Genomic DNA, 16,825 nt, shown 5'->3' on the forward strand with positions numbered 1-16,825 from the left:
AAGATGACCGAGGCGCTGCAACAAACGGGCTTACGTGCGTCGCAACTGGTCGCGCCGCCGGCGCAATTCTTCATCCCGGCGGCAGCCTCCTTGCAGGAACGGCGGCCACGAACCCTGAAGCACGGCGATACCTTCGCCGTGTTCGATCACAATGGCGATGTGCTCTCGGGGCCGGGCAGCCCCGAGGGCCTGTTCCATCGCGACACCAGGTATCTCTCGCATTACTATCTGACCATCGGGGGAGAGCGGCCCATGCTGCTCTCGTCCACATTGCGCGACGATAACGCCACGCTGACCTGCGATCTGACGAATCCCGATCTTAATGACGAAACCGGTCGCTGTCTGATTGCGCATGATCGCATCCACATGCGCCGGACGCGGTTTCTCTGGCAAGGCACCTGTTATGAGCGGCTGGCGGTACGCAATTTTGACGAGGTCGCACATGAAGTTACCTTGGAAATCGCCTTTGAGGCCGATTTTGCGGATATTTTTGAGGTCCGTGGCCGGGTACGGGCCCGCCGGGGAACGTCGCTCTTGCCGGAGGTGGATGGCTCGCACGTACTCTTGTCGTACCGGGGGCTCGACCACAATCCACGTAGCACCGCTCTGCGTTTCGATCCTGCGCCTGCGCAGCTTGAGCCGGGGAAAGCCGTCTATCGTCTGAGCCTCGCCCCCGGCGAAACGCGTTCGCTCTTTATCGAGATCGGCTGCGACGCGAATGGGGCCGAGGATCCTCCGTCGCGCCTGTTTTTCCGCTCCTTGCGGGACGCGCGCCGCGCACTCAGACGTTCCTCTTCCCGCGCAGCCACGGTGCAAAGCTCCAACGAGATTTTCAATGAGACCATGCGCCGTTCGGTCTCGGACCTCTACATGCTCATGACCGATACGGAGGAGGGGCCCTATCCCTATGCGGGCGTGCCCTGGTTCAGCACCGTGTTCGGTCGCGATGCTCTGATCACCGCCCGGGAAATGCTCTGGCTCGACCCGGCGGTCGCGCGGGGCGTTTTGCTGCATCTTGCTGCCAACCAGGCGACGGAATTCGATCCGCATACTGATGCCGAGCCAGGCAAGATCCTTCATGAAGTGCGTTATGGCGAAATGGCGGAAACCGGCGAAGTTCCGTTCCGGCGCTATTACGGCAGCGTGGATTCGACACCGCTGTTCGTGATGCTCGCCGGGGCGTATTTCGAGCGCACCGGCAATCGGGAGGTGCTGGAAACACTCTGGCCGCATGTCCGTGCGGCGCTCGATTGGATCGAGACCTATGGCGATCGGGACGGCGACGGTTTCGTGGAATACGGGAGGCGCAGCGACAAGGGGCTCGCCAACCAGGGGTGGAAGGACAGTCATGACGCGGTGTTTCACGCCGATGGGACGCTGGCCAAGGGGCCGATCGCGCTTTGCGAAGTGCAGGGCTACGTCTATGCCGCCCGGCTGGCCGCGGCCGAGATCGCACGGGAACTCGGTCATGACGGGATCGCGCAAGAGCAGGCGCGTAAGGCCTCGGAACTCAAGTCCCGTTTCGACGCGGCGTTCTGGGACGATGAGCTTGGGACCTATGTGCTCGCCCTCGATGGTGACAAACGGCCCTGCCGAGTACGCAGTTCGAACGCGGGCCATCTGCTCTGGACGGGAATCGTCCCGGAAGAGCGCGCCGTAACGGTCATTCATACCCTGATGGGGCCGACGTCTTTCTGCGGATGGGGAGTGCGGACCATTGCCGCGGGTCAGGCACGGTACAATCCGATGAGCTATCACAACGGCTCGGTCTGGCCCCATGACAATGCGCTGATCGGGGCGGGGCTGGCGCGCTACGGGTTCCGTGAACAGGCCGCGCGTATATTCGAGGGCATCTTCTCCGCCGCCACCTATATCGATCTGAGACGGTTGCCGGAGCTGTTCTGCGGTTTTCCGCGCCGCGAGACGCAAGGGCCGACCTTCTACCCGGTGGCCTGTACGCCGCAGGCCTGGGCGGCGGGAGCGCCGTTGTTGCTGCTTCAAGCCTGTCTCGGGCTACGCTTCGATGCTGAGGCGCGTCAGGTGATCTTCGAGCAACCGATCCTTCCGGAGTTTCTGGGAGAGGTCGTCCTGCGCAATCTGCGCCTTGATGGTGGATCCGTCGATGTGGCTCTACGCAGGTCGGGCACCCACGTGGTTGCCGATGTTCTGCGTCGCGACGGACCGGTTCGGGTGATCGTGACCACCTGAAGGGACGGGCTGGCGCCATCTTCTGCGCCAGCCCAATTTCTGTTACAGCAGATCGTCTTCTTCCTGATCGGCTTCGAGCAATTCTACCAACCGGGCGACCCGGCCCGATGGGAAGGGGCTATGGGCATCGACCTGCGCTTCATCCGCCTCGACCCAGGCCTTGGCACGGGCAAGCTCGGAGGCGTCAGCGCCGGTGCGCAGAATATCAGACAGAAGTGTAGGATCCGTGCCGGGACCCAAGATGCTCTTCACGTCGTTCTCGGTCATGATCTCCTCCTTTCGAATGCTACAAGGAAGTGCGTGAAATATAGGATTTCTGTTCGCAGAAAAAAGTTTTGAGCACCCTCTTGAAACCGTAAGGTGCTGTTCCAAATCAATTTATGCTGATCGCCCAGATGGGGATCGGTGACAAGGCGGGACGCCGTTCCTGCGGTGCTTCCGACGTCTGTACCCATGTTGCTCAAAGGAGGATATGGCTATGGCAACGAGACTTGATTTTGCACCTCTGTTCCGTTCGAGTATCGGTTTCGACCGTATGCTCGACGCACTTGAGGCTGCCCGTCGGGTGGAAACGCTCGACAACTGGCCGCCCTACGACATCGTCAAGACCGGCGAGGACGACTATCGCATCGACATGGCGGTGGCGGGCTTTGCCGAAGACGATCTGACCCTGACCCAGGACAAGAACATGCTGATCGTGTCGGGCCACAAGGAGACTCCCGATGGTGACGACGGTGCCAGCTATCTCTATCGCGGCATCGCCGGTCGGTCGTTTGAACGTCGGTTCGAACTGGCTGATCACGTCCGGGTCGAAGAGGCCACCTTGTCGAACGGCCTGCTGACTGTCCAGCTGAAGCGCGAGGTCCCCGAGGAACTCAAGCCGCGTCGGATCGAGATCGCGTCTCCTGAGGCGACCGAAGGTCTCGAGACCAGGCAGCTCGAGACGGCTCGTGAGCCGGAACCTGTCGCGGCCTGAAGCACCTCGGGCCCAGGATGGAATGCTCCGGCCGCTTTCTTGGCGGTCGGACGCCGTTCCCGAAATCTGGAGGGTAAGTAGTGAACTTGATCAGTGGAGATTTCACAGCACAATCACATGCCTCACCCATTCCGAGCCTGGCCGGTTCGCGACCCGACTGGGACTCTTCTCTGCCAGACGATGCGGTCGCCCGGATCTGGAAGCCGTCGAAATCGGCGATGACCTCGGGGCGCGCGGGCACGCAGGGCTGGAAGATGAGCTTTCCGCGCCGGACCGGTCCTTGGCTCGAGCCTTTGATGGGCTGGACGGGTGGGGACGACACGATCCAGCAGATAGACCTGAGCTTTCCGACGCTGGAAGCTGCTATTCGCCATGCAAAGCGTCTGGGGGTGGCTTACGAGGTGCATCTGCCGGCAGGCGAAGCCGCGCGCGGTGCCGCCCGGGCACGGGACAGGCAGTCCGGGCTGTGGTCCGATGCCACGCTTTCTCGGCTCGGCCTGTCGGAGATGCGGCAAACCTATCGCGACGCGATGGCCGGCGCCAAACGGCGGGGCGATCCGAAAGGCGGCGATGATGGGCGTCCTCCCATTGAGGTTGCTTCGGACGCCAGCCTGTCGTTGGAGGCTCGCCGTTCTATCCTGATGAACTGGGCCTACACAGAGTATCTTCAGGATGTCGCCAGCACCGAAGGCATGCCGGAAAACCAACGTGAATCGCAGCTTGCCGAGGTTGAACGAGCGCTGTTGGCGCTTGAAGCGGCGGTGGCCGCCGACGGCATGTATACGTCCGTTGAGAAAGGGAGGGCGGCATGAATCCCTTCGTTGCAATTGATGCCCAGCAGGCGGTGCCCGATCGTTTCGCTCTGGTCCTCGCCGCGAGCGCCCGCAGCCGGGCGCTGAAGGCCGGGGCGGAACCGCGGGTCGAACCTCAACGGCAAGCTACCGAAGAGGTTGCCTTGGAAGAAATCGCGACCGGCGCGATTTCGCAGGAGGAATTACGTCCTTTCTTGCCTGCGCCGGCGTGCAGGCGACTGGCTCGGCCGCATTGAAACCTTGGTTGACAGAAAGGAGGTCACACCATGAACAAGACTTGGACCACGAACTATGACAAGCTTGGCGACGGCATCAGCCTTCTCGCGGGCCTCGCCCTCGCTGGGTTGCCCTTCGTCGTCACGTTGACCGATATTGCCTTCTGGAGCGCCCTACTGACGGGCGGACTGATCGTAGTGCTTTCCGCGATTGCACTTTGGCGACCGCATGAAGGGCTTGACTGGGCGCGAGTGGTAACAGGTATTTGGGCGGCCATTAGTCCATGGGTGCTTATTGACGGTTTCACCTTAGCAGTCTCGCTCGCCCACCTGGCGCTCGGCCTGATCGCACTTGCATTCCCAGCTTGGCGCCGATGGAAGGACGACGGTGGAAGTTCAGCGCTGACCGCCTAGTAAGATTGCCGGCCCCGAGACTGGGCCGGCAATATCTTGAATCTGCCACAGACAAAGTCTCAGGAACTTTCTGAAAAGGTGATGAAATTCGCTGCCATTAGCGTTTATTCAAGTTTCTGATAATCTACAAATAACCCGCGATAGTGTGCAGCGATACCGCTGGTGAAACAGCGCGACATTGCAGGTGGTGATTTTGGGGGAAGCGGAAGCCGGGCGTAGCTCGGGTGTATTTTCCCCCAAAATCTCGCGCGGGTTTACCCCGTGCGGTTGGCGGCGACGGCGGTCAGGGTGGTCCGGTCTTCGACGACCAAGAAGAGGATCGGATGCCCGGCCGTTTCATCACCGACCGACAACGCGAGGAGTATATGACCCTTCGTCAGCATCACACGCAAAAGATTGCGGCTGCCAAAGCCGCAGCAGCACGCCTACATCGAGCGCTACAACCGCACGGTCCGGCATGAATGGCTGCGGTCTTAGGTAGCAGATGCACCAAAACGCTTGCCGCAGTCGGCGCATGAGAACATAATGTGAACAAGCGCTATGTGGCGAGGCGATCATGGCTCAGCATTTCCTGCTCTCGGCGGCTGCACGGACTCTCTCGCTGAAGGCGATCTAATCCGAAGGTGAAGAGGCTGCATATCGACGGTTCTGCCGCCTGCGTTGGCCGGAGACGAAGGGCGCACCCGTGTGCCCGGTCTGCGGATGCCTCGACATCTATGACCTGAAGACCCGCCGACGCTTCAAATGCGCGGCATGCCACCGCCAGTTCAGCGTGACGTCCGGCACCATCTTCGCCTCGCGCAAACTGGCGTTCGTCGACCTGCTCGGCGCGATATGCCTGTTCGTGAACGCCTCGAAGGGCCTGTCAGCGGTGCAGCTCTCGCGGGATCTGGATGTGCAGCACAAGACAGCGTTTGTGCTCATGCACAAGCTTCGCGAGGCCATGACAGCGGAGACGCGGGAGACCTGTCTCGAAGGCGAGGTCGAAGTCGATGGGGCAGTGTTCGGAGGCCACGTCCGACCAGCCAACCTGCGCGAGCAGCGGATCGACCGGCGGCGTCTGGCCAATCGCTGCGGCAAGCGCCGCGTGGTGGTCGTCTTGCGCCAACGCGGCGGCCGGACACTGAGGCGGACCTTCCTTCGGGAGCCCGAGGGCGTGGACTTCGCCCGAGAGAGGATCGCGCCCGGAAGCGTCGTCTCCGCCGACGAGGTTGCCCACTGGGACCTGCTCGATCCCGACTTTGACATGCGCCGGATCAACCATTCCGAGGCCTACAGCCGCGATGGCGCGCACACCAATCTGGCCTAGAGCTTCTTCTCGCGGCTCAGGCGCATGATTGGCGGCCAACATCTCCAGGTCGAGGGACGTTATCTCGATGCCTATGCCGCCCACGCCGCCTGGCTTGAGGACCACCGGTCGAAAGCAACGGAACCCTGGCGGATCGCCTGATCAGAGGAGCACTGGCCGCGCCGGTCAGTCGAGCCTGAAAGGGCTACTGGCAACGACGCGCAGCGTGACAGCGTCGCCAGCTGCCCAGACGCACAAGCCTTGTCGCTTCTCCACCATGCGCACAAGCTTGCGGCGCTTGGCATGGCGCAGCGCCTGGACAACCTTGAACACCACGGAGTTCCGCAGCGCCGTGTCCGTGATCTCGAGATCGCGCTCGATCATCACCCGTTCGGCCAGCTCCCGCGTCGTCATTTCCACGCCATCGCCGAGGTGATGCACGCAGATCTCGGCGATCTCGCCCTTCTTGAAGAACCCGTGGCTCACGATGTAGCGCGCTCGCTGGCGCTCTGGGGCCGCGAACAGCTCAATGGTCGCGTTCACATGGGCGAGGTCGTGCTTGGCATGCGCTATCTGCGCCTCATACGCCTTGATTTGCCCAAGGATCTCCGCGCGCTTCTACTTCAGTGTCTGGACGATCAGGGGGTCACTCATGTCCCCGATTGCACTCTACGCCGCCGTTCCGGTCCATCCGGCAACTTGGTGCATCTGCTACCTAAGACCGAATTGCTGGACCTCCATATCTTCGAAACCATCGACGAGGTGCAGCAGATTGCCACCGAATGGCTCTGGTCCTACAACAATGATCGCCCGAACATTGGCAACGGCGGGATGACACCTGCCCAGAAACTGAGAATGGCCGCGCAAATTCTACGACCCAGCCCCCGTGAAAATGGGGGATTACCCATCGATTTCAGCAGCAGGTCGTTATTCGCCGCGCGCTACGACCGGTGCCCCAAGGTCTTCCTATCGGCCATCGCTCTAGCAGCTACGGTCATCTACTGGCTATGAGTCCTGCTAGATGGGTTTCACGTCGATAAAAAAATGTACAAATGCATTCTTGAAAAACAGGGTTGACCTCTCATCATCAGCAGTGAGACGCCCAGATGGGGTTTCAAGGATACGCATAAAGGTTCGGCTCTGACAGCAGGCCACCGTCCACTCCGCATTTTGGGAGCGGAACGGAAACCCGAATGACATCGAACGCCGCTTGATCGGCGAACCTTTAGACATGTCCGACCTCCTCGGGCGCCTCAAATACATGCTAAGTTTGTCGCACGTTTGAATTGGCGAAATGTGGAGGCGAGAAATGTACTACCCCACCTACACACGTCGCAGCGATCCCTTTGGGATGATGCGTTCTATGCTGCGCGACGTGAACCGGTTTATCCCGACGAACTCTGATCAATCCGTCTTTCCAGGGGTGAATGTCTGTCAAGGCGACGATGCCGTTGCTGTAACGGCGGCACTCCCAGGTATCGACCCGTCCGACATCGATATTTCGGTCAAGGACAACGTTCTAACGATCTCGGGCGAGCGCGAGGGGCCGGAGGTGCCGGACACCGCGCGCTGGCATCGCAATGAACGCCGTTTTGGGAAATTCACCTGCGGGATCCGGCTGCCCTGTTGCAAAGGAGATGAACCATGCTGAGCCGTCTGACTTTTCTTTTCGTCCTTTCGATTTGTGTTGTCGCGCGGCCGGCGGTTGCGCAAATCGCAGCGGTTGAGCCTGATGAACGCGGCATCCCGACCATCGCGCCGCTGATAGACGCCGTGGACGACGCCGTCGTCAACATCGCGGTTGTCTCTGAGCGACCCGCCCAGATGACGCCGCTTTTTCGCGATCCGTACTTCCAGCCCTTCCTGCCGCCGCTCGAGCAACTGCCACCGCAGCGGCAAATGAGCGCCGGCTCCGGCGTGATCGTCGATGCAGGTGAGGGATACATCCTGACGAACAACCACGTCGTCGAAAACGGAGATGAGATCCGCGTCACACTGCGCGATAACCGGACCATCGAAGCCGAGTTGATCGGCCGTGATCCGGCCACAGATATCGCTGTATTAAGGATCGACGCGAATAACTTGACAGAAGTCCCACTCGGCGATTCCGAAACCCTTCTCGTGGGGGATTTCGTTGTGGCGATCGGTAATCCTTTCGGTCTTGGCCAGACCGTGACAAGCGGCATCGTCTCTGCGCTTGGACGGTCGGGGATCAATCCCGAAGGCTATGAAGACTTCATCCAGACCGACGCCTCGATCAACCCGGGAAACTCCGGCGGAGCGCTGATCACCCTCGATGGAAATCTCGTTGGTATCAACACGGCCATTATCGCGCCTAATGGCGGAGGCAATGTCGGGATCGGCTTTGCAGTGCCCATCAATATGGCACTGGCCGTCATGGATCAGCTGGTCGAGTTCGGCGAAGTCCAGCGCGGTCGGCTTGGCGTGATGATCCAAGACCTAACGCCTGATCTGGCTGAAGCGCTTGGTGCCGACGCCGAGGCAGGCGCCATCGTTAGCTCGGTCGAGCCGGGGACACCTGCGGACGACGCAGGTCTTATCCCCGGAGACGTCATTGTCGCGGTTGACGGCGAGGGTGTCGACGGATCCGCTGATTTGCGCCAGAGGATCGGCTTGCACCGACCCGGCGATGAGGTCGAAATCACCTATGTTCGAGATGGCGACCGCCTGGTGACGCAGGTGGCACTCGCAGATGGTGGAGGCCCCCGCTTGGCAGAGCGCGATCGTGGCACGTCTGATGCGTTGGCGGGAGTTCACCTCGCGCCGCTCGATCGTCACCATCCGGCCTGGGGCGACGCAGACGGCGTTGTCGTCTCGGAGATTGCGCCGGGAAGCCGTGCCGCGCAGGCCGGTCTGGAAGCAGGGGACGTCATCACGGCGGTCAATCGTCAAACGGTTGGGTCTATTCGCGACATCGACCGCGTACTCGCGGACGCGCCAAACGCGGTGGCGCTGACCGTCTGGCGTGATGGTCGGACCCTGTTGATTGTGCTCAGATCATGACCCGTCGATCTGGATTTCCTTGGCGCGCCCGGGTCGCTGAACTTGGCTCTCTGGCGATGCCACAGGCCTTTTGGCAATCACCCGCCTAGCTTGTGTTGCGACATGGCCAGGTGATTGAAAGCGAAACAAAATGAGTATCGACCCATACATAGTCCTAGGTGTGCCAAAGAGCGCACCCCAGGCCGAGATCAAGAAGGCTTATCGTAAACTCGCGAAGGAGTTGCATCCCGATGACGCTGTGAAGCAGGAGCGCTTCATGGCCGTCTCGGCGGCTTACGATCTGCTTGGCAATCGCGACAAGCGCCGTCGCTTCGATGTAGGAGAGATTGACGCCAGCGGCCAGGAACGCCCTGCACGTCAGTACTACCATCACTATGCCGGACAGGATGCTGGCCGCCGCTACGACCCCGGCCCCGGCTTCGGCGACCGTACCGGCGGTCCACGCCAGGGTGGGTTCAACCGAGTGGTCCATGCACGCGGTGATGCAACTCGGCAGCGATCGTTCGCGTTGCCTCTCGAAGCTTGAGAAGTAAACTTGTAAACGGGGTTTCCGGTCGATCCGCGAGCGCGCCCAATAATTCTTTAATTGACGGCAGTTGGCCCTCTCGGAGTGACGAGGCTCTCCAAACTATGAAACTTTAGAACAAGATGACTGAAAAACAGGCCAGGATGATCGACGAGACCGCACATACGGGGATGGTCGGGCAGCAGCTGTCGGAGGAACTGTGGTTGAAGCTTGAAGCTGCCTGTAGTGAAATCAAGATTCTCGGGCCTCGCGAAGTTCTTTCAAGAGCAGGTGAGCTCATCACGCACAGCGCTTTGCTTCTCGATGGAATCATGGTGCGCTATATCGCCGGGAACAAGATCGCTACCGACAAAAGGCTCGTGGTTGCTCTCCAGGTGCCAGGCGATTTCGTCGATCTGCACGCATTTCCGCTTCAGCGCCTCGACCACGACGTACGCAGCCTGACAGCGACTCGGCTGGCACTTTTCCCCCATGACGCGCTCAAGGAAATTATCGCAGGGAGTCCCGATCACGCTCGGTCGCTGTGGCGGCTGACGATGGTCGATGCTGCCATTCACAGGCATTGGACCTATCGCACCGGTTTGCTTCGGGCGCTGGCGGCGGTGGCGGATTTTGTCTGTGAGATGGACCTTCGGATGCAGATGTGCGGAAGGGTCGAAGATGGCAGAGTGCCGATCGGTGTGGTTCAGACGGATCTCGCGGAAGTCACTGGTCTGTCCACCATGCATGTCAGCCGTGTCATTAAGGAACTTCGTGATGCCAAACTCTGCACGATCCGTGAAGGCTACGCAGAAATTCACGACAGGGCGGGATTGCGGCGCATCTCCGGCTACCATCGCGGCTATCTTTATATACCCCCCACGACTTCGGACGACTTGCTATGACGCGAGGAGAAGACCGTCGCGACCCATGAGGGCCCAGACGTGCTGAAGATTTCGTGGTGTTCACGGTCACGCTTGACGGTCTCGAGGAGACGGTCGCCGGCTTCCTCCGAGGTCAGTAACGTCTCTGTCGGTCCGGTGTAACTGACAATGAGGCAGTCTCCATCCGGAGCCAATCCTCGACCGACACACTCGATCGTCCGGTTCAGTGCGTCCGGTTCGAGATAGTAGAGGACCTCCGATAGAACGATCAGGTCCCAAGAACCGGGAGGCCAACCTTCCGGCACAGAAGCGACTTCAAACCGCGCGTTCTCAACCTCCCGTGCCTTGGCGCGGTTAATTGCCGTGGGTGCGAAATCAATCCCGAGCAGGCAATCGCACCTCCGTGCGATGCTAGTGCTCATTACGCCGATCGAGCATCCAACCTCCAAGCCGCGGCCATAGCGAGACCGGGGCAGCAATTGGAGAGACCGCTGATATTTGTCGGCCTCGTATGCGCTCGTCTCATAATCCCAGGGATCGACCAGGTCGCGATAGAGTTGCTCGAATGAGGCAGCGTCGCGAGTCATGCCGGGATAAACAGCTCATCGGACGACACGAAATAGGCGGCCAGTTCTGGTGGCATCGTAAATCCCTCGGGGTCATCGCCAATGAGCTTTGTCATCTGCGATTTGTGGGCGGCGACAGCCTGCGATTTCCTCGTGTGGTATCCTTTCACCTGCAAGCGTCGCAGTCCGTCAGAACCAGCATGCGGCACCGGCTCCTGTACGCGACCCCAGAGCGGGCAGCCGAACATGTGCACCCCCTCTTTTCCGGTCGCCAGATATCTTGCCAGGCGCCATACCCGTTGGTGATCCGGGTGCGGGTCGCCATCCCATGTCGTCCAAATCGCCGACACATTTTCCAGTTGCGGTTCTAGGCGTCGAGCAATTTCACAGAATTCGTCTTCGCTTTCCGGCGCCGCCATGTCCGGATAGCCGAGCCAGATCGGTTCCGTTCTTCCGCGCGTAAGGATGGAGACAGCGGCTCTGACCTCGTCGCGCCGTAGCGCGGACAGCACGCGAGATGGATGGCTGATCGAGTTCGGATGCGAGCGTGTCCCGTCAGTAACCACGACGACATGCACGCGCCGGCCTGCATCCGAGGCCTTGCATAACGCAGCGCCCATGGCGAGCGACTCGTCATCCGGATGTGGTGCCAGCACCAGGATTTCGCCGGAGCCCGCAAGTTCGGGCAGTGTTGCCTCAGGAGCCATCTCAGCCTCCTTCGCGATTTTGGTGAGCGTGATCATCGACTATGCCAAATTTCGCCGACGGGCGAGTCCGACTGGCAGAGTGATTGACCGGCCCGCTGCAGCTTGCCGTCGAGGTCCGCCTGGCGAAGGAAAAACGAGAGGTCGCGCCTCACACGCTCCACCGTCTGGCCGGTGGAAAATGAGTGGGTGCCTAGGGCGCGGTCGGTAATGGCAATGCCCGAGAGGCAAGCCCCCTCGACAAATTCGCGTGCAGCCAGGCTGAGCGCCACTTCCAAATCGCGGGCTTCCGGTTTTTCGACCTGGATGGCCGCATCTTCGACGAATAGGCGCGCGCTGTGCGCAAGGCCCGCGATGTGCGCTACGCGGTGCATCTGCGCCTGAGTGGCGCTGTCGCCGAACCCCGCGACCGATTTGCGGACCGCTTCCGCCAATGCCTCCAACCCGCCCACATGCAGCGCCGCGTATCGCCAGACGCCACCCTCGAAATGCGGTTCGCGCTCATAATCTCCCGGTTTGCCGAGAATTTCTGCCTCGACGCCTTCAAAATCGTAGGTGCCGGAGGCCGTTGCGCGCATTCCGGTTACGTTCCAGCCGCTGTTGTCGGCGCGACCGTCGTGGAGCACCCTTGCCACGGTCATCACCGTTCCATCCGGCGTTTCTGCTGTCACGACCGCGTAGCTTACGGTGCCAAGACCTGAGGCGAAGCGTTTTGTCCCCGAGAGCTGACATCTGGCGCCCCTCTCGTCACTCAGGCGCACGGGCGGCGATGCGTTAGCACCCCAAACACCGTAGAACTCGCCGCTATTGGACAATGAGCAATGCCGCTGCTGCTGATCCGTGGTGCCGTAAAGAGAGATCAGACGCAGGGCGTTCATGTGCCCTTCCGCCAACCGGCCCACCGAAAGGCTCGCGCGCCCTATTCGTCGCAGAAGCGTGACGAGATCACGCGGATGCACGTCCGGATCGGACAAGCGTGACAGCAGACCCGACAAAGCGAGCAATTCGATATCGGCGGCGAGTCCGCGAGCGCCTGCATCTGCTTCAGCGCCATGATCGGCGATCCGCGCCAGCGCCTCCGATTCCGCAATCTCTGACGTCGGAGTTGCGGCAACGCCATTCACGCCGATTTCCTTTCGGCCACCGGCTCCAGTTCAGCGAATGCGGCTGCAAGGAGCGGCAATTCCCTATGCAAGTCAGACAGTCGCAGGCGACTGCGCGCCAATTCCGCGGTGCTTTCCTCCATTTGAGCGAGGGCTTCGCCGAACTCCAGACCGTCATTGCACCGCCGACGTATGGAGCCCTGCATCCGTGCCCTGAGGATGGTCTGGACAGCCGGCTCCAGCAGTTCGTCGACGAAGGGGTCGGCCTCGGTGATACGCGCGCGCAAGGCGCCAGCCATACCGCCAGATGTCCGACCGTTGAGCCGGCAGGTCGTAATCACGTGCGCGCGGGCGGAATGTCTGATGCGCCATCCCCGTCTCTCGGCAGCCAAGACAAACGCTCTGTCCTCACCCGTCTCGAAATCCGAAATGCCGCCGATGTCGCGATAGACGTCTGTCGTGAAGGCCAGGCTCGCGCCCGCCGCATTCAAATGGGTCGGCTCTGGGTCGTGGGGCACCGGATCGAGACGCTGCCGAACGGCCAGTGTCAACGCCATATATTCCCCTTCGAGGACTCCGCGTCTCCCGATGGTCGCTGGCAACTTGGCGAATTCTTCCGCGTCCGGCAGAACGGCCCCGCAAACAAGGTCAGCGCGCGTCAACTCGGCGAGGTTGGCATCGACCCAGTCTCCCGCGACCCGGCTGTCCGCGTCAGTGGTCATGATGACGGCGCCCGGCACAAGCCGGTGCGCGCAGGCAGCGACAGCCTGCCGTCTAGCTCTCCCAACGCCTCTGCCTGGCGGTGGAGATTGTTCATTCAATATCATTCCGGTCGCACCGGAGGCTTCGAACCATGCTCGAGCGCGCGCGACCGTCTCGTCTGCCGATTTGTTCACCGCCAGGACGATCCCACCACGTCCCTTGAGGCTTGTGGCCGCGGCCTCGAGGCAAGGCACGATCCGCTTTGCCTCGTTGCGCGCGGGAATGGTTACAGCAACGGCCCACGCCGAAGCAGTCCCAAACTCTTGGCGCGGCAAATCGCTGTTCTGCTGCCTCATGCATCGCGCTCCCAGAACCGCAGCTTGCCGCAGGCCGAAAGAAAACTCCCTGCATCGTCGGCGCCTTCAATCATATGCACACCCTCATCGGGTTCGGCATACACCGCCGCGTTCCAGAATTCTTCCTGCGCCGCGGCCGACAGCGCGATGAATTTCATGTGCGCATGGGCATCCGCAAGGAACGTCTTGGCGACATGCATTCCCGACAGCTTCTCAGCGCCTTCTTTGGAGGCTATGATCGCCACGGCATCGTAGAGTACCGATGGTGCGCCATCGAGTTTCTGGTCCGCCGGGATTTTCCGCCGCCGATTGGATGTAACCCCACCGACTTTTTCGGCGACCACCTCGACGATGGCGCCTGCCGCTTCGGCGGCTTCCTTCAGAGCGTCGAACAGCTTGGCATCGATCCCATCGGTCAATAGCACACCCAGCTTTCGACCCGCAAAGCTCTCAGGCGCGTTGGCGAGAATACTGAGAGCGGGCGACGGATCGGTGTCGATAGGGCTCTTCGCCGGGGTCGCGGGTTCGGGGAGCTTCTCCATCCCAAGATCGTCCGCGACCGCTTCGGCCAAATCCGCGTCGATATTTCGAAGATGCGACACCACCCGCGCCCGAATGGCCTCCGCGTCGACCTTCGACAGCTCGAAGACAAGCGCATCGACGATGTGGCTCTGTTCGATATCGGTCTGGCTCAAATAGAATTGCCGCGCCTGGCTGTAGTGATCGGCGAAACTTTCCGACCGTACACGTTGCTTCGGACCCGCTTCCTCAGTCTCATAGGAACGGAAGCCGCGCTCGGGGTCTTCGCGCGGACCCAAACCATGACTGTTGGGTTCGTAGTTGGCACGTCCGACCGGGTTGTACATCGCCATATGGCCGTCCTGCTGCAGATGCGCGAACGGACATTTTGCTGCATTGATCGGAATGTGGTTGAAGTTCGGACTTCCCAGCCGCTTCAACTGCGTGTCGAGGTAGGAAAAGTTGCGGCCCTGAAGGAGAGGATCGTTCGAATGATCGATGCCGGGCACGATGTTGCCGGTCTGGAACGCGACCTGTTCCGTCTCGGCGAAGAAATTGTCGACCATCCTGTTCAAGGTCATCGTGCCGACAATTCTGACCGGCACGGCTTCTTCAGGAATGAGTTTCGTCGCATCCAAAACATCGAACGGAAAAGCGTCGGCAAAATCCTCGTCGAACACTTGGACGCCCAAATCCCATTGGGGATAGTTGCCCATCTGGATTGCATCCCACAGGTCGCGGCGATGGAAATCGGGATCGGCGCCATTGATCTTGACGGCCTCGTCCCACAGCACCGACTGCATGCCCTGTTTCGGTTTCCAGTGGAACTTTACGAAGCTCGATTTGCCCTTGGCATTGACCAGCCGAAATGTGTGGACCCCGAACCCTTCCATGAAGCGGAATGACCGCGGGATCGTGCGATCCGACATGATCCACATCACCATGTGCATCGCTTCGGGCATTAGCGAGATGAAGTCCCAAAAATTATCGTGGGCGGTTTGTGCCTGCGGGAAGCCGCGATCGGGTTCCTGTTTGGCGGCATGAATCAGGTCGGGAAACTTGATTGCGTCCTGGATGAAGAACACCGGGATGTTGTTGCCGACCAGATCCCAGTTTCCTTCCTTGGTGTAGAACTTGACGGCAAAGCCGCGGACGTCTCGTGCCAGATCCGGCGAACCCTTGTTACCCGCCACGGTCGAAAACCGGACGAAAACGTCTGTCTTCTCGCCGACCCGCTGGAAAATATCCGCGCGGCTGAGGTCGGACAGGGACTCTGTCAGTTCGAAGGTGCCGTGCGCGCCATAGCCCCGGGCATGGACGACGCGCTCGGGAATGCGTTCATGGTCAAAATGAAAAAGCTTTTCGCGAAAGACCTGGTCTTCCAGCAGGTGCGGCCCACGCGTGGCAATCTTCAATGTATTCTGGTCGTCCGAGATCGGCATGCCGACCTGTGTCGTCATGACTTCAAGGTCGTCGCCCGCCGTCTGATGTGTTTCTCCGCCATTGCCGGTCAGGTTCTTGTTCTTGCGCTTTGTCATGAGGCAATCCTTTCAGGGTGTGTCCGCGATGGTTCGGGACGAACTGGTTGAAGGGGTCTGCCTCCGAGCAGCGCCGACCACTGGGCGGTCACCGATGAGAGGCGAAAATCAGGACGCGCCTGGGCGCTGGGAGATGCGGGTTCGGCGGTCCGCCAATTTGCAATGCGTTCTGCGATCATCTCCGGATCACTGGTGTCGATGCACTGGCCTGAATCCGAGGCGACCTCGTCGTTCGCCCCCAAGCCGCGCTGCAGCAGGCCGGGGCAACCGACGGCGTTGGCTTCCGCGATCACAAGTCCGAAGGTTTCGGCAAACTCGTCCTGGGGCGCGAAGAGGCAGAGTGCGCGCCGCATCCAGCGGATGAGATCACTATGCTCGAGCCGTCCCAGAGGCCGGATGCCCGCCGGAACCCGGCCGGTGGGCCAGGCCAGATAGCCTGGATCCGCGACGGCGAGCTTAAGGTGCGGAAATCGCTCTCGAAGCGCCTCGAAGCGTCGGAAAACCTGTCCCAGGCCCTTGTGCGGCGAACTGGCGAAGAGCAGCAGGTCCGGATCGCGAGGGGTGTCGTCAGGCGCCAAATGGTCGGCTATCGGGTTATAGATGAAGCGGATTGATGGCGCTTCGGCGCCAAGGAATTGTCTCAACCAGTCCGCATGGGTCTTGGAAACGCAGACGATCTGAATGTCGGCGGCTTTGAGTTCCGCCGCGAAAGACCGATTGTGGCGGCCCGGAAACACATGCAACCAGCAAAGAACGCGCGCTTCAGGATGCGACCGCGCAAGTTTAAGCGCCACCTTCCAGGAATTGATCACGACGATTGTCGCGGGCTCATTCGCCAAAGGGCGTTTGACGTCGAACCCGGCATAGCGCACGCCAGCTACCACCTCGTCGAGACTTTGGCGGACCCGCTGATGCACGACGATTTGGCGGGTTTGCGCAAGGCGTTCGCAGACCTTCACCAAGGCCATTTCGGTGCCGCCCAGGCCCGTTAGAGCGCCCGGTACGCCGCTA

The 16,825-nt window shown here is 60.8% G+C and carries 18 protein-coding genes and 2 pseudogenes; 11 read left to right on the plus strand and 9 right to left on the minus strand.

What is annotated here, in order from left to right; all coding sequences use genetic code 11:
- Positions 1-3 precede the first annotated feature (3 nt).
- On the plus strand, positions 4-2,208 hold the full coding sequence (locus I6N89_RS00295) for an amylo-alpha-1,6-glucosidase (protein ID WP_207016279.1): 2,205 nt from the start codon (positions 4-6) through the stop codon (positions 2,206-2,208).
- 42 nt (positions 2,209-2,250) lie between these two features.
- On the opposite strand, the gene I6N89_RS00300 is transcribed toward I6N89_RS00295, so the two are convergent.
- Positions 2,251-2,475 (minus strand): hypothetical protein, encoded by a 225-nt coding sequence (locus I6N89_RS00300; protein WP_073033773.1) that lies wholly within the window; start codon positions 2,473-2,475, stop codon positions 2,251-2,253.
- A gap of 211 nt (positions 2,476-2,686) precedes the next feature.
- Between I6N89_RS00300 and I6N89_RS00305 the strand changes: the two genes are divergently transcribed.
- The 5 genes and pseudogenes from I6N89_RS00305 to I6N89_RS00325 all read left to right on the plus strand — a co-directional run bounded on the left by I6N89_RS00305 (position 2,687) and on the right by I6N89_RS00325 (position 6,113).
- Complete coding sequence (locus I6N89_RS00305; RefSeq protein WP_028092955.1) at positions 2,687-3,184, plus strand: Hsp20 family protein; 498 nt, start codon at positions 2,687-2,689, stop codon at positions 3,182-3,184.
- A gap of 80 nt (positions 3,185-3,264) precedes the next feature.
- Positions 3,265-3,996: an NADH dehydrogenase ubiquinone Fe-S protein 4 gene (locus tag I6N89_RS00310; RefSeq protein ID WP_128549258.1), complete on the plus strand. Its 732-nt coding sequence runs from the start codon at positions 3,265-3,267 to the stop codon at positions 3,994-3,996.
- Positions 3,993-4,232 carry a DNA-directed RNA polymerase subunit omega gene (gene rpoZ / locus I6N89_RS00315; protein WP_076625013.1) on the plus strand — a complete coding sequence of 80 codons (240 nt, stop codon included), beginning with the start codon at positions 3,993-3,995 and terminating at the stop codon, positions 4,230-4,232. Before I6N89_RS00310 ends, rpoZ begins: the two co-directional genes overlap by 4 nt.
- Positions 4,233-4,262: 30 nt before the next feature.
- Positions 4,263-4,625 (plus strand): SPW repeat domain-containing protein, encoded by a 363-nt coding sequence (locus I6N89_RS00320; protein ID WP_076625012.1) that lies wholly within the window; start codon positions 4,263-4,265, stop codon positions 4,623-4,625.
- 556 nt (positions 4,626-5,181) lie between these two features.
- A pseudogene (locus I6N89_RS00325) lies at positions 5,182-6,113 on the plus strand (IS1595 family transposase).
- On the opposite strand, the gene I6N89_RS00330 reads toward I6N89_RS00325, so the two are convergent.
- Complete coding sequence (locus I6N89_RS00330; protein ID WP_076625011.1) at positions 6,100-6,456, minus strand: hypothetical protein; 357 nt, start codon at positions 6,454-6,456, stop codon at positions 6,100-6,102. The pseudogene I6N89_RS00325 and the gene I6N89_RS00330 overlap by 14 nt on opposite strands.
- 180 nt (positions 6,457-6,636) lie before the next feature.
- On the opposite strand from I6N89_RS00330, the pseudogene I6N89_RS00335 reads away from it, so the two are divergent.
- Positions 6,637-6,777: pseudogene (locus tag I6N89_RS00335) on the plus strand (IS3 family transposase); the annotation flags it as partial.
- Positions 6,778-6,930: 153 nt separating this feature from the next.
- Here the strand turns inward: I6N89_RS00335 and I6N89_RS00340 are convergent.
- On the minus strand, positions 6,931-7,146 hold the full coding sequence (locus I6N89_RS00340; RefSeq protein ID WP_128549259.1) for a hypothetical protein: 216 nt from the start codon (positions 7,144-7,146) through the stop codon (positions 6,931-6,933).
- A gap of 76 nt (positions 7,147-7,222) precedes the next feature.
- Here I6N89_RS00340 and I6N89_RS00345 point away from each other — a divergent pair, with 76 nt between their 5' ends.
- The 4 genes from I6N89_RS00345 (at position 7,223) to I6N89_RS00360 (ending at position 10,347) form a co-directional block, all read left to right on the plus strand.
- The gene (locus tag I6N89_RS00345; RefSeq protein WP_076625010.1) at positions 7,223-7,564 is read left to right on the plus strand and encodes an Hsp20/alpha crystallin family protein; all 342 of its coding nucleotides are present in this window, start codon (positions 7,223-7,225) and stop codon (positions 7,562-7,564) included.
- Positions 7,558-8,937, plus strand: coding sequence for a Do family serine endopeptidase (locus I6N89_RS00350; RefSeq protein ID WP_076625009.1), 1,380 nt, complete (start codon positions 7,558-7,560; stop codon positions 8,935-8,937). Before I6N89_RS00345 ends, I6N89_RS00350 begins: the two co-directional genes overlap by 7 nt.
- Before the next feature lie 130 nt (positions 8,938-9,067).
- Positions 9,068-9,463 (plus strand): J domain-containing protein, encoded by a 396-nt coding sequence (locus tag I6N89_RS25730; RefSeq protein ID WP_076625008.1) that lies wholly within the window; start codon positions 9,068-9,070, stop codon positions 9,461-9,463.
- A gap of 143 nt (positions 9,464-9,606) precedes the next feature.
- Positions 9,607-10,347, plus strand: a complete 741-nt coding sequence (locus I6N89_RS00360; protein WP_165616598.1) for a Crp/Fnr family transcriptional regulator — start codon at positions 9,607-9,609, stop codon at positions 10,345-10,347.
- Here the strand turns inward: I6N89_RS00360 and I6N89_RS25820 are convergent.
- Genes I6N89_RS25820 through I6N89_RS00390 form a run of 6 tightly spaced genes read right to left on the minus strand, consistent with a single transcriptional unit; the run spans position 10,311 to position 16,782 of the window.
- Complete coding sequence (locus I6N89_RS25820) at positions 10,311-10,913, minus strand: class I SAM-dependent DNA methyltransferase (protein ID WP_076625006.1); 603 nt, start codon at positions 10,911-10,913, stop codon at positions 10,311-10,313. The two genes, I6N89_RS00360 and I6N89_RS25820, sit on opposite strands and share 37 nt — an antisense overlap.
- Positions 10,910-11,635 carry a PIG-L deacetylase family protein gene (locus tag I6N89_RS00370; protein WP_083697906.1) on the minus strand — a complete coding sequence of 242 codons (726 nt, stop codon included), beginning with the start codon at positions 11,633-11,635 and terminating at the stop codon, positions 10,910-10,912. Before I6N89_RS00370 ends, I6N89_RS25820 begins: the two co-directional genes overlap by 4 nt.
- Positions 11,632-12,720, minus strand: a complete 1,089-nt coding sequence (locus I6N89_RS00375; protein WP_093412368.1) for an acyl-CoA dehydrogenase family protein — start codon at positions 12,718-12,720, stop codon at positions 11,632-11,634. Before I6N89_RS00375 ends, I6N89_RS00370 begins: the two co-directional genes overlap by 4 nt.
- The gene (locus I6N89_RS00380) at positions 12,717-13,757 is read right to left on the minus strand and encodes a glycosyltransferase (protein ID WP_076625004.1); all 1,041 of its coding nucleotides are present in this window, start codon (positions 13,755-13,757) and stop codon (positions 12,717-12,719) included. Before I6N89_RS00380 ends, I6N89_RS00375 begins: the two co-directional genes overlap by 4 nt.
- Complete coding sequence (locus I6N89_RS00385) at positions 13,754-15,814, minus strand: catalase (RefSeq protein ID WP_076625003.1); 2,061 nt, start codon at positions 15,812-15,814, stop codon at positions 13,754-13,756. The genes I6N89_RS00380 and I6N89_RS00385 overlap by 4 nt, the downstream gene beginning before the upstream one ends.
- Positions 15,811-16,782 (minus strand): glycosyltransferase, encoded by a 972-nt coding sequence (locus I6N89_RS00390; RefSeq protein ID WP_076625002.1) that lies wholly within the window; start codon positions 16,780-16,782, stop codon positions 15,811-15,813. Before I6N89_RS00390 ends, I6N89_RS00385 begins: the two co-directional genes overlap by 4 nt.
- Positions 16,783-16,825 lie beyond the last annotated feature (43 nt).

This window comes from Salipiger abyssi, from assembly GCF_017311415.1.
In the GTDB taxonomy this organism is placed as follows: Bacteria; Pseudomonadota; Alphaproteobacteria; order Rhodobacterales; family Rhodobacteraceae; genus Salipiger; species Salipiger abyssi_A.

Coding starts and splice junctions, on each gene's coding strand:
- I6N89_RS00345 (WP_076625010.1), top strand. CDS start 7,223: ATGTACTACCCCACCTACACACGTCGCAGCGATCCCTTTGGGATGATG.
- rpoZ (WP_076625013.1), top strand. CDS start 3,993: ATGAATCCCTTCGTTGCAATTGATGCCCAGCAGGCGGTGCCCGATCGT.
- I6N89_RS00380 (WP_076625004.1), bottom strand. CDS start 13,757: ATGAGGCAGCAGAACAGCGATTTGCCGCGCCAAGAGTTTGGGACTGCT.
- I6N89_RS00340 (WP_128549259.1), bottom strand. CDS start 7,146: ATGTCTAAAGGTTCGCCGATCAAGCGGCGTTCGATGTCATTCGGGTTT.
- I6N89_RS00305 (WP_028092955.1), top strand. CDS start 2,687: ATGGCAACGAGACTTGATTTTGCACCTCTGTTCCGTTCGAGTATCGGT.
- I6N89_RS00350 (WP_076625009.1), top strand. CDS start 7,558: ATGCTGAGCCGTCTGACTTTTCTTTTCGTCCTTTCGATTTGTGTTGTC.
- I6N89_RS00360 (WP_165616598.1), top strand. CDS start 9,607: ATGATCGACGAGACCGCACATACGGGGATGGTCGGGCAGCAGCTGTCG.
- I6N89_RS00370 (WP_083697906.1), bottom strand. CDS start 11,635: ATGATCACGCTCACCAAAATCGCGAAGGAGGCTGAGATGGCTCCTGAG.
- I6N89_RS25730 (WP_076625008.1), top strand. CDS start 9,068: ATGAGTATCGACCCATACATAGTCCTAGGTGTGCCAAAGAGCGCACCC.
- I6N89_RS25820 (WP_076625006.1), bottom strand. CDS start 10,913: ATGACTCGCGACGCTGCCTCATTCGAGCAACTCTATCGCGACCTGGTC.
- I6N89_RS00300 (WP_073033773.1), bottom strand. CDS start 2,475: ATGACCGAGAACGACGTGAAGAGCATCTTGGGTCCCGGCACGGATCCT.
- I6N89_RS00385 (WP_076625003.1), bottom strand. CDS start 15,814: ATGACAAAGCGCAAGAACAAGAACCTGACCGGCAATGGCGGAGAAACA.
- I6N89_RS00320 (WP_076625012.1), top strand. CDS start 4,263: ATGAACAAGACTTGGACCACGAACTATGACAAGCTTGGCGACGGCATC.
- I6N89_RS00295 (WP_207016279.1), top strand. CDS start 4: ATGACCGAGGCGCTGCAACAAACGGGCTTACGTGCGTCGCAACTGGTC.
- I6N89_RS00390 (WP_076625002.1), bottom strand. CDS start 16,782: ATGGCCTTGGTGAAGGTCTGCGAACGCCTTGCGCAAACCCGCCAAATC.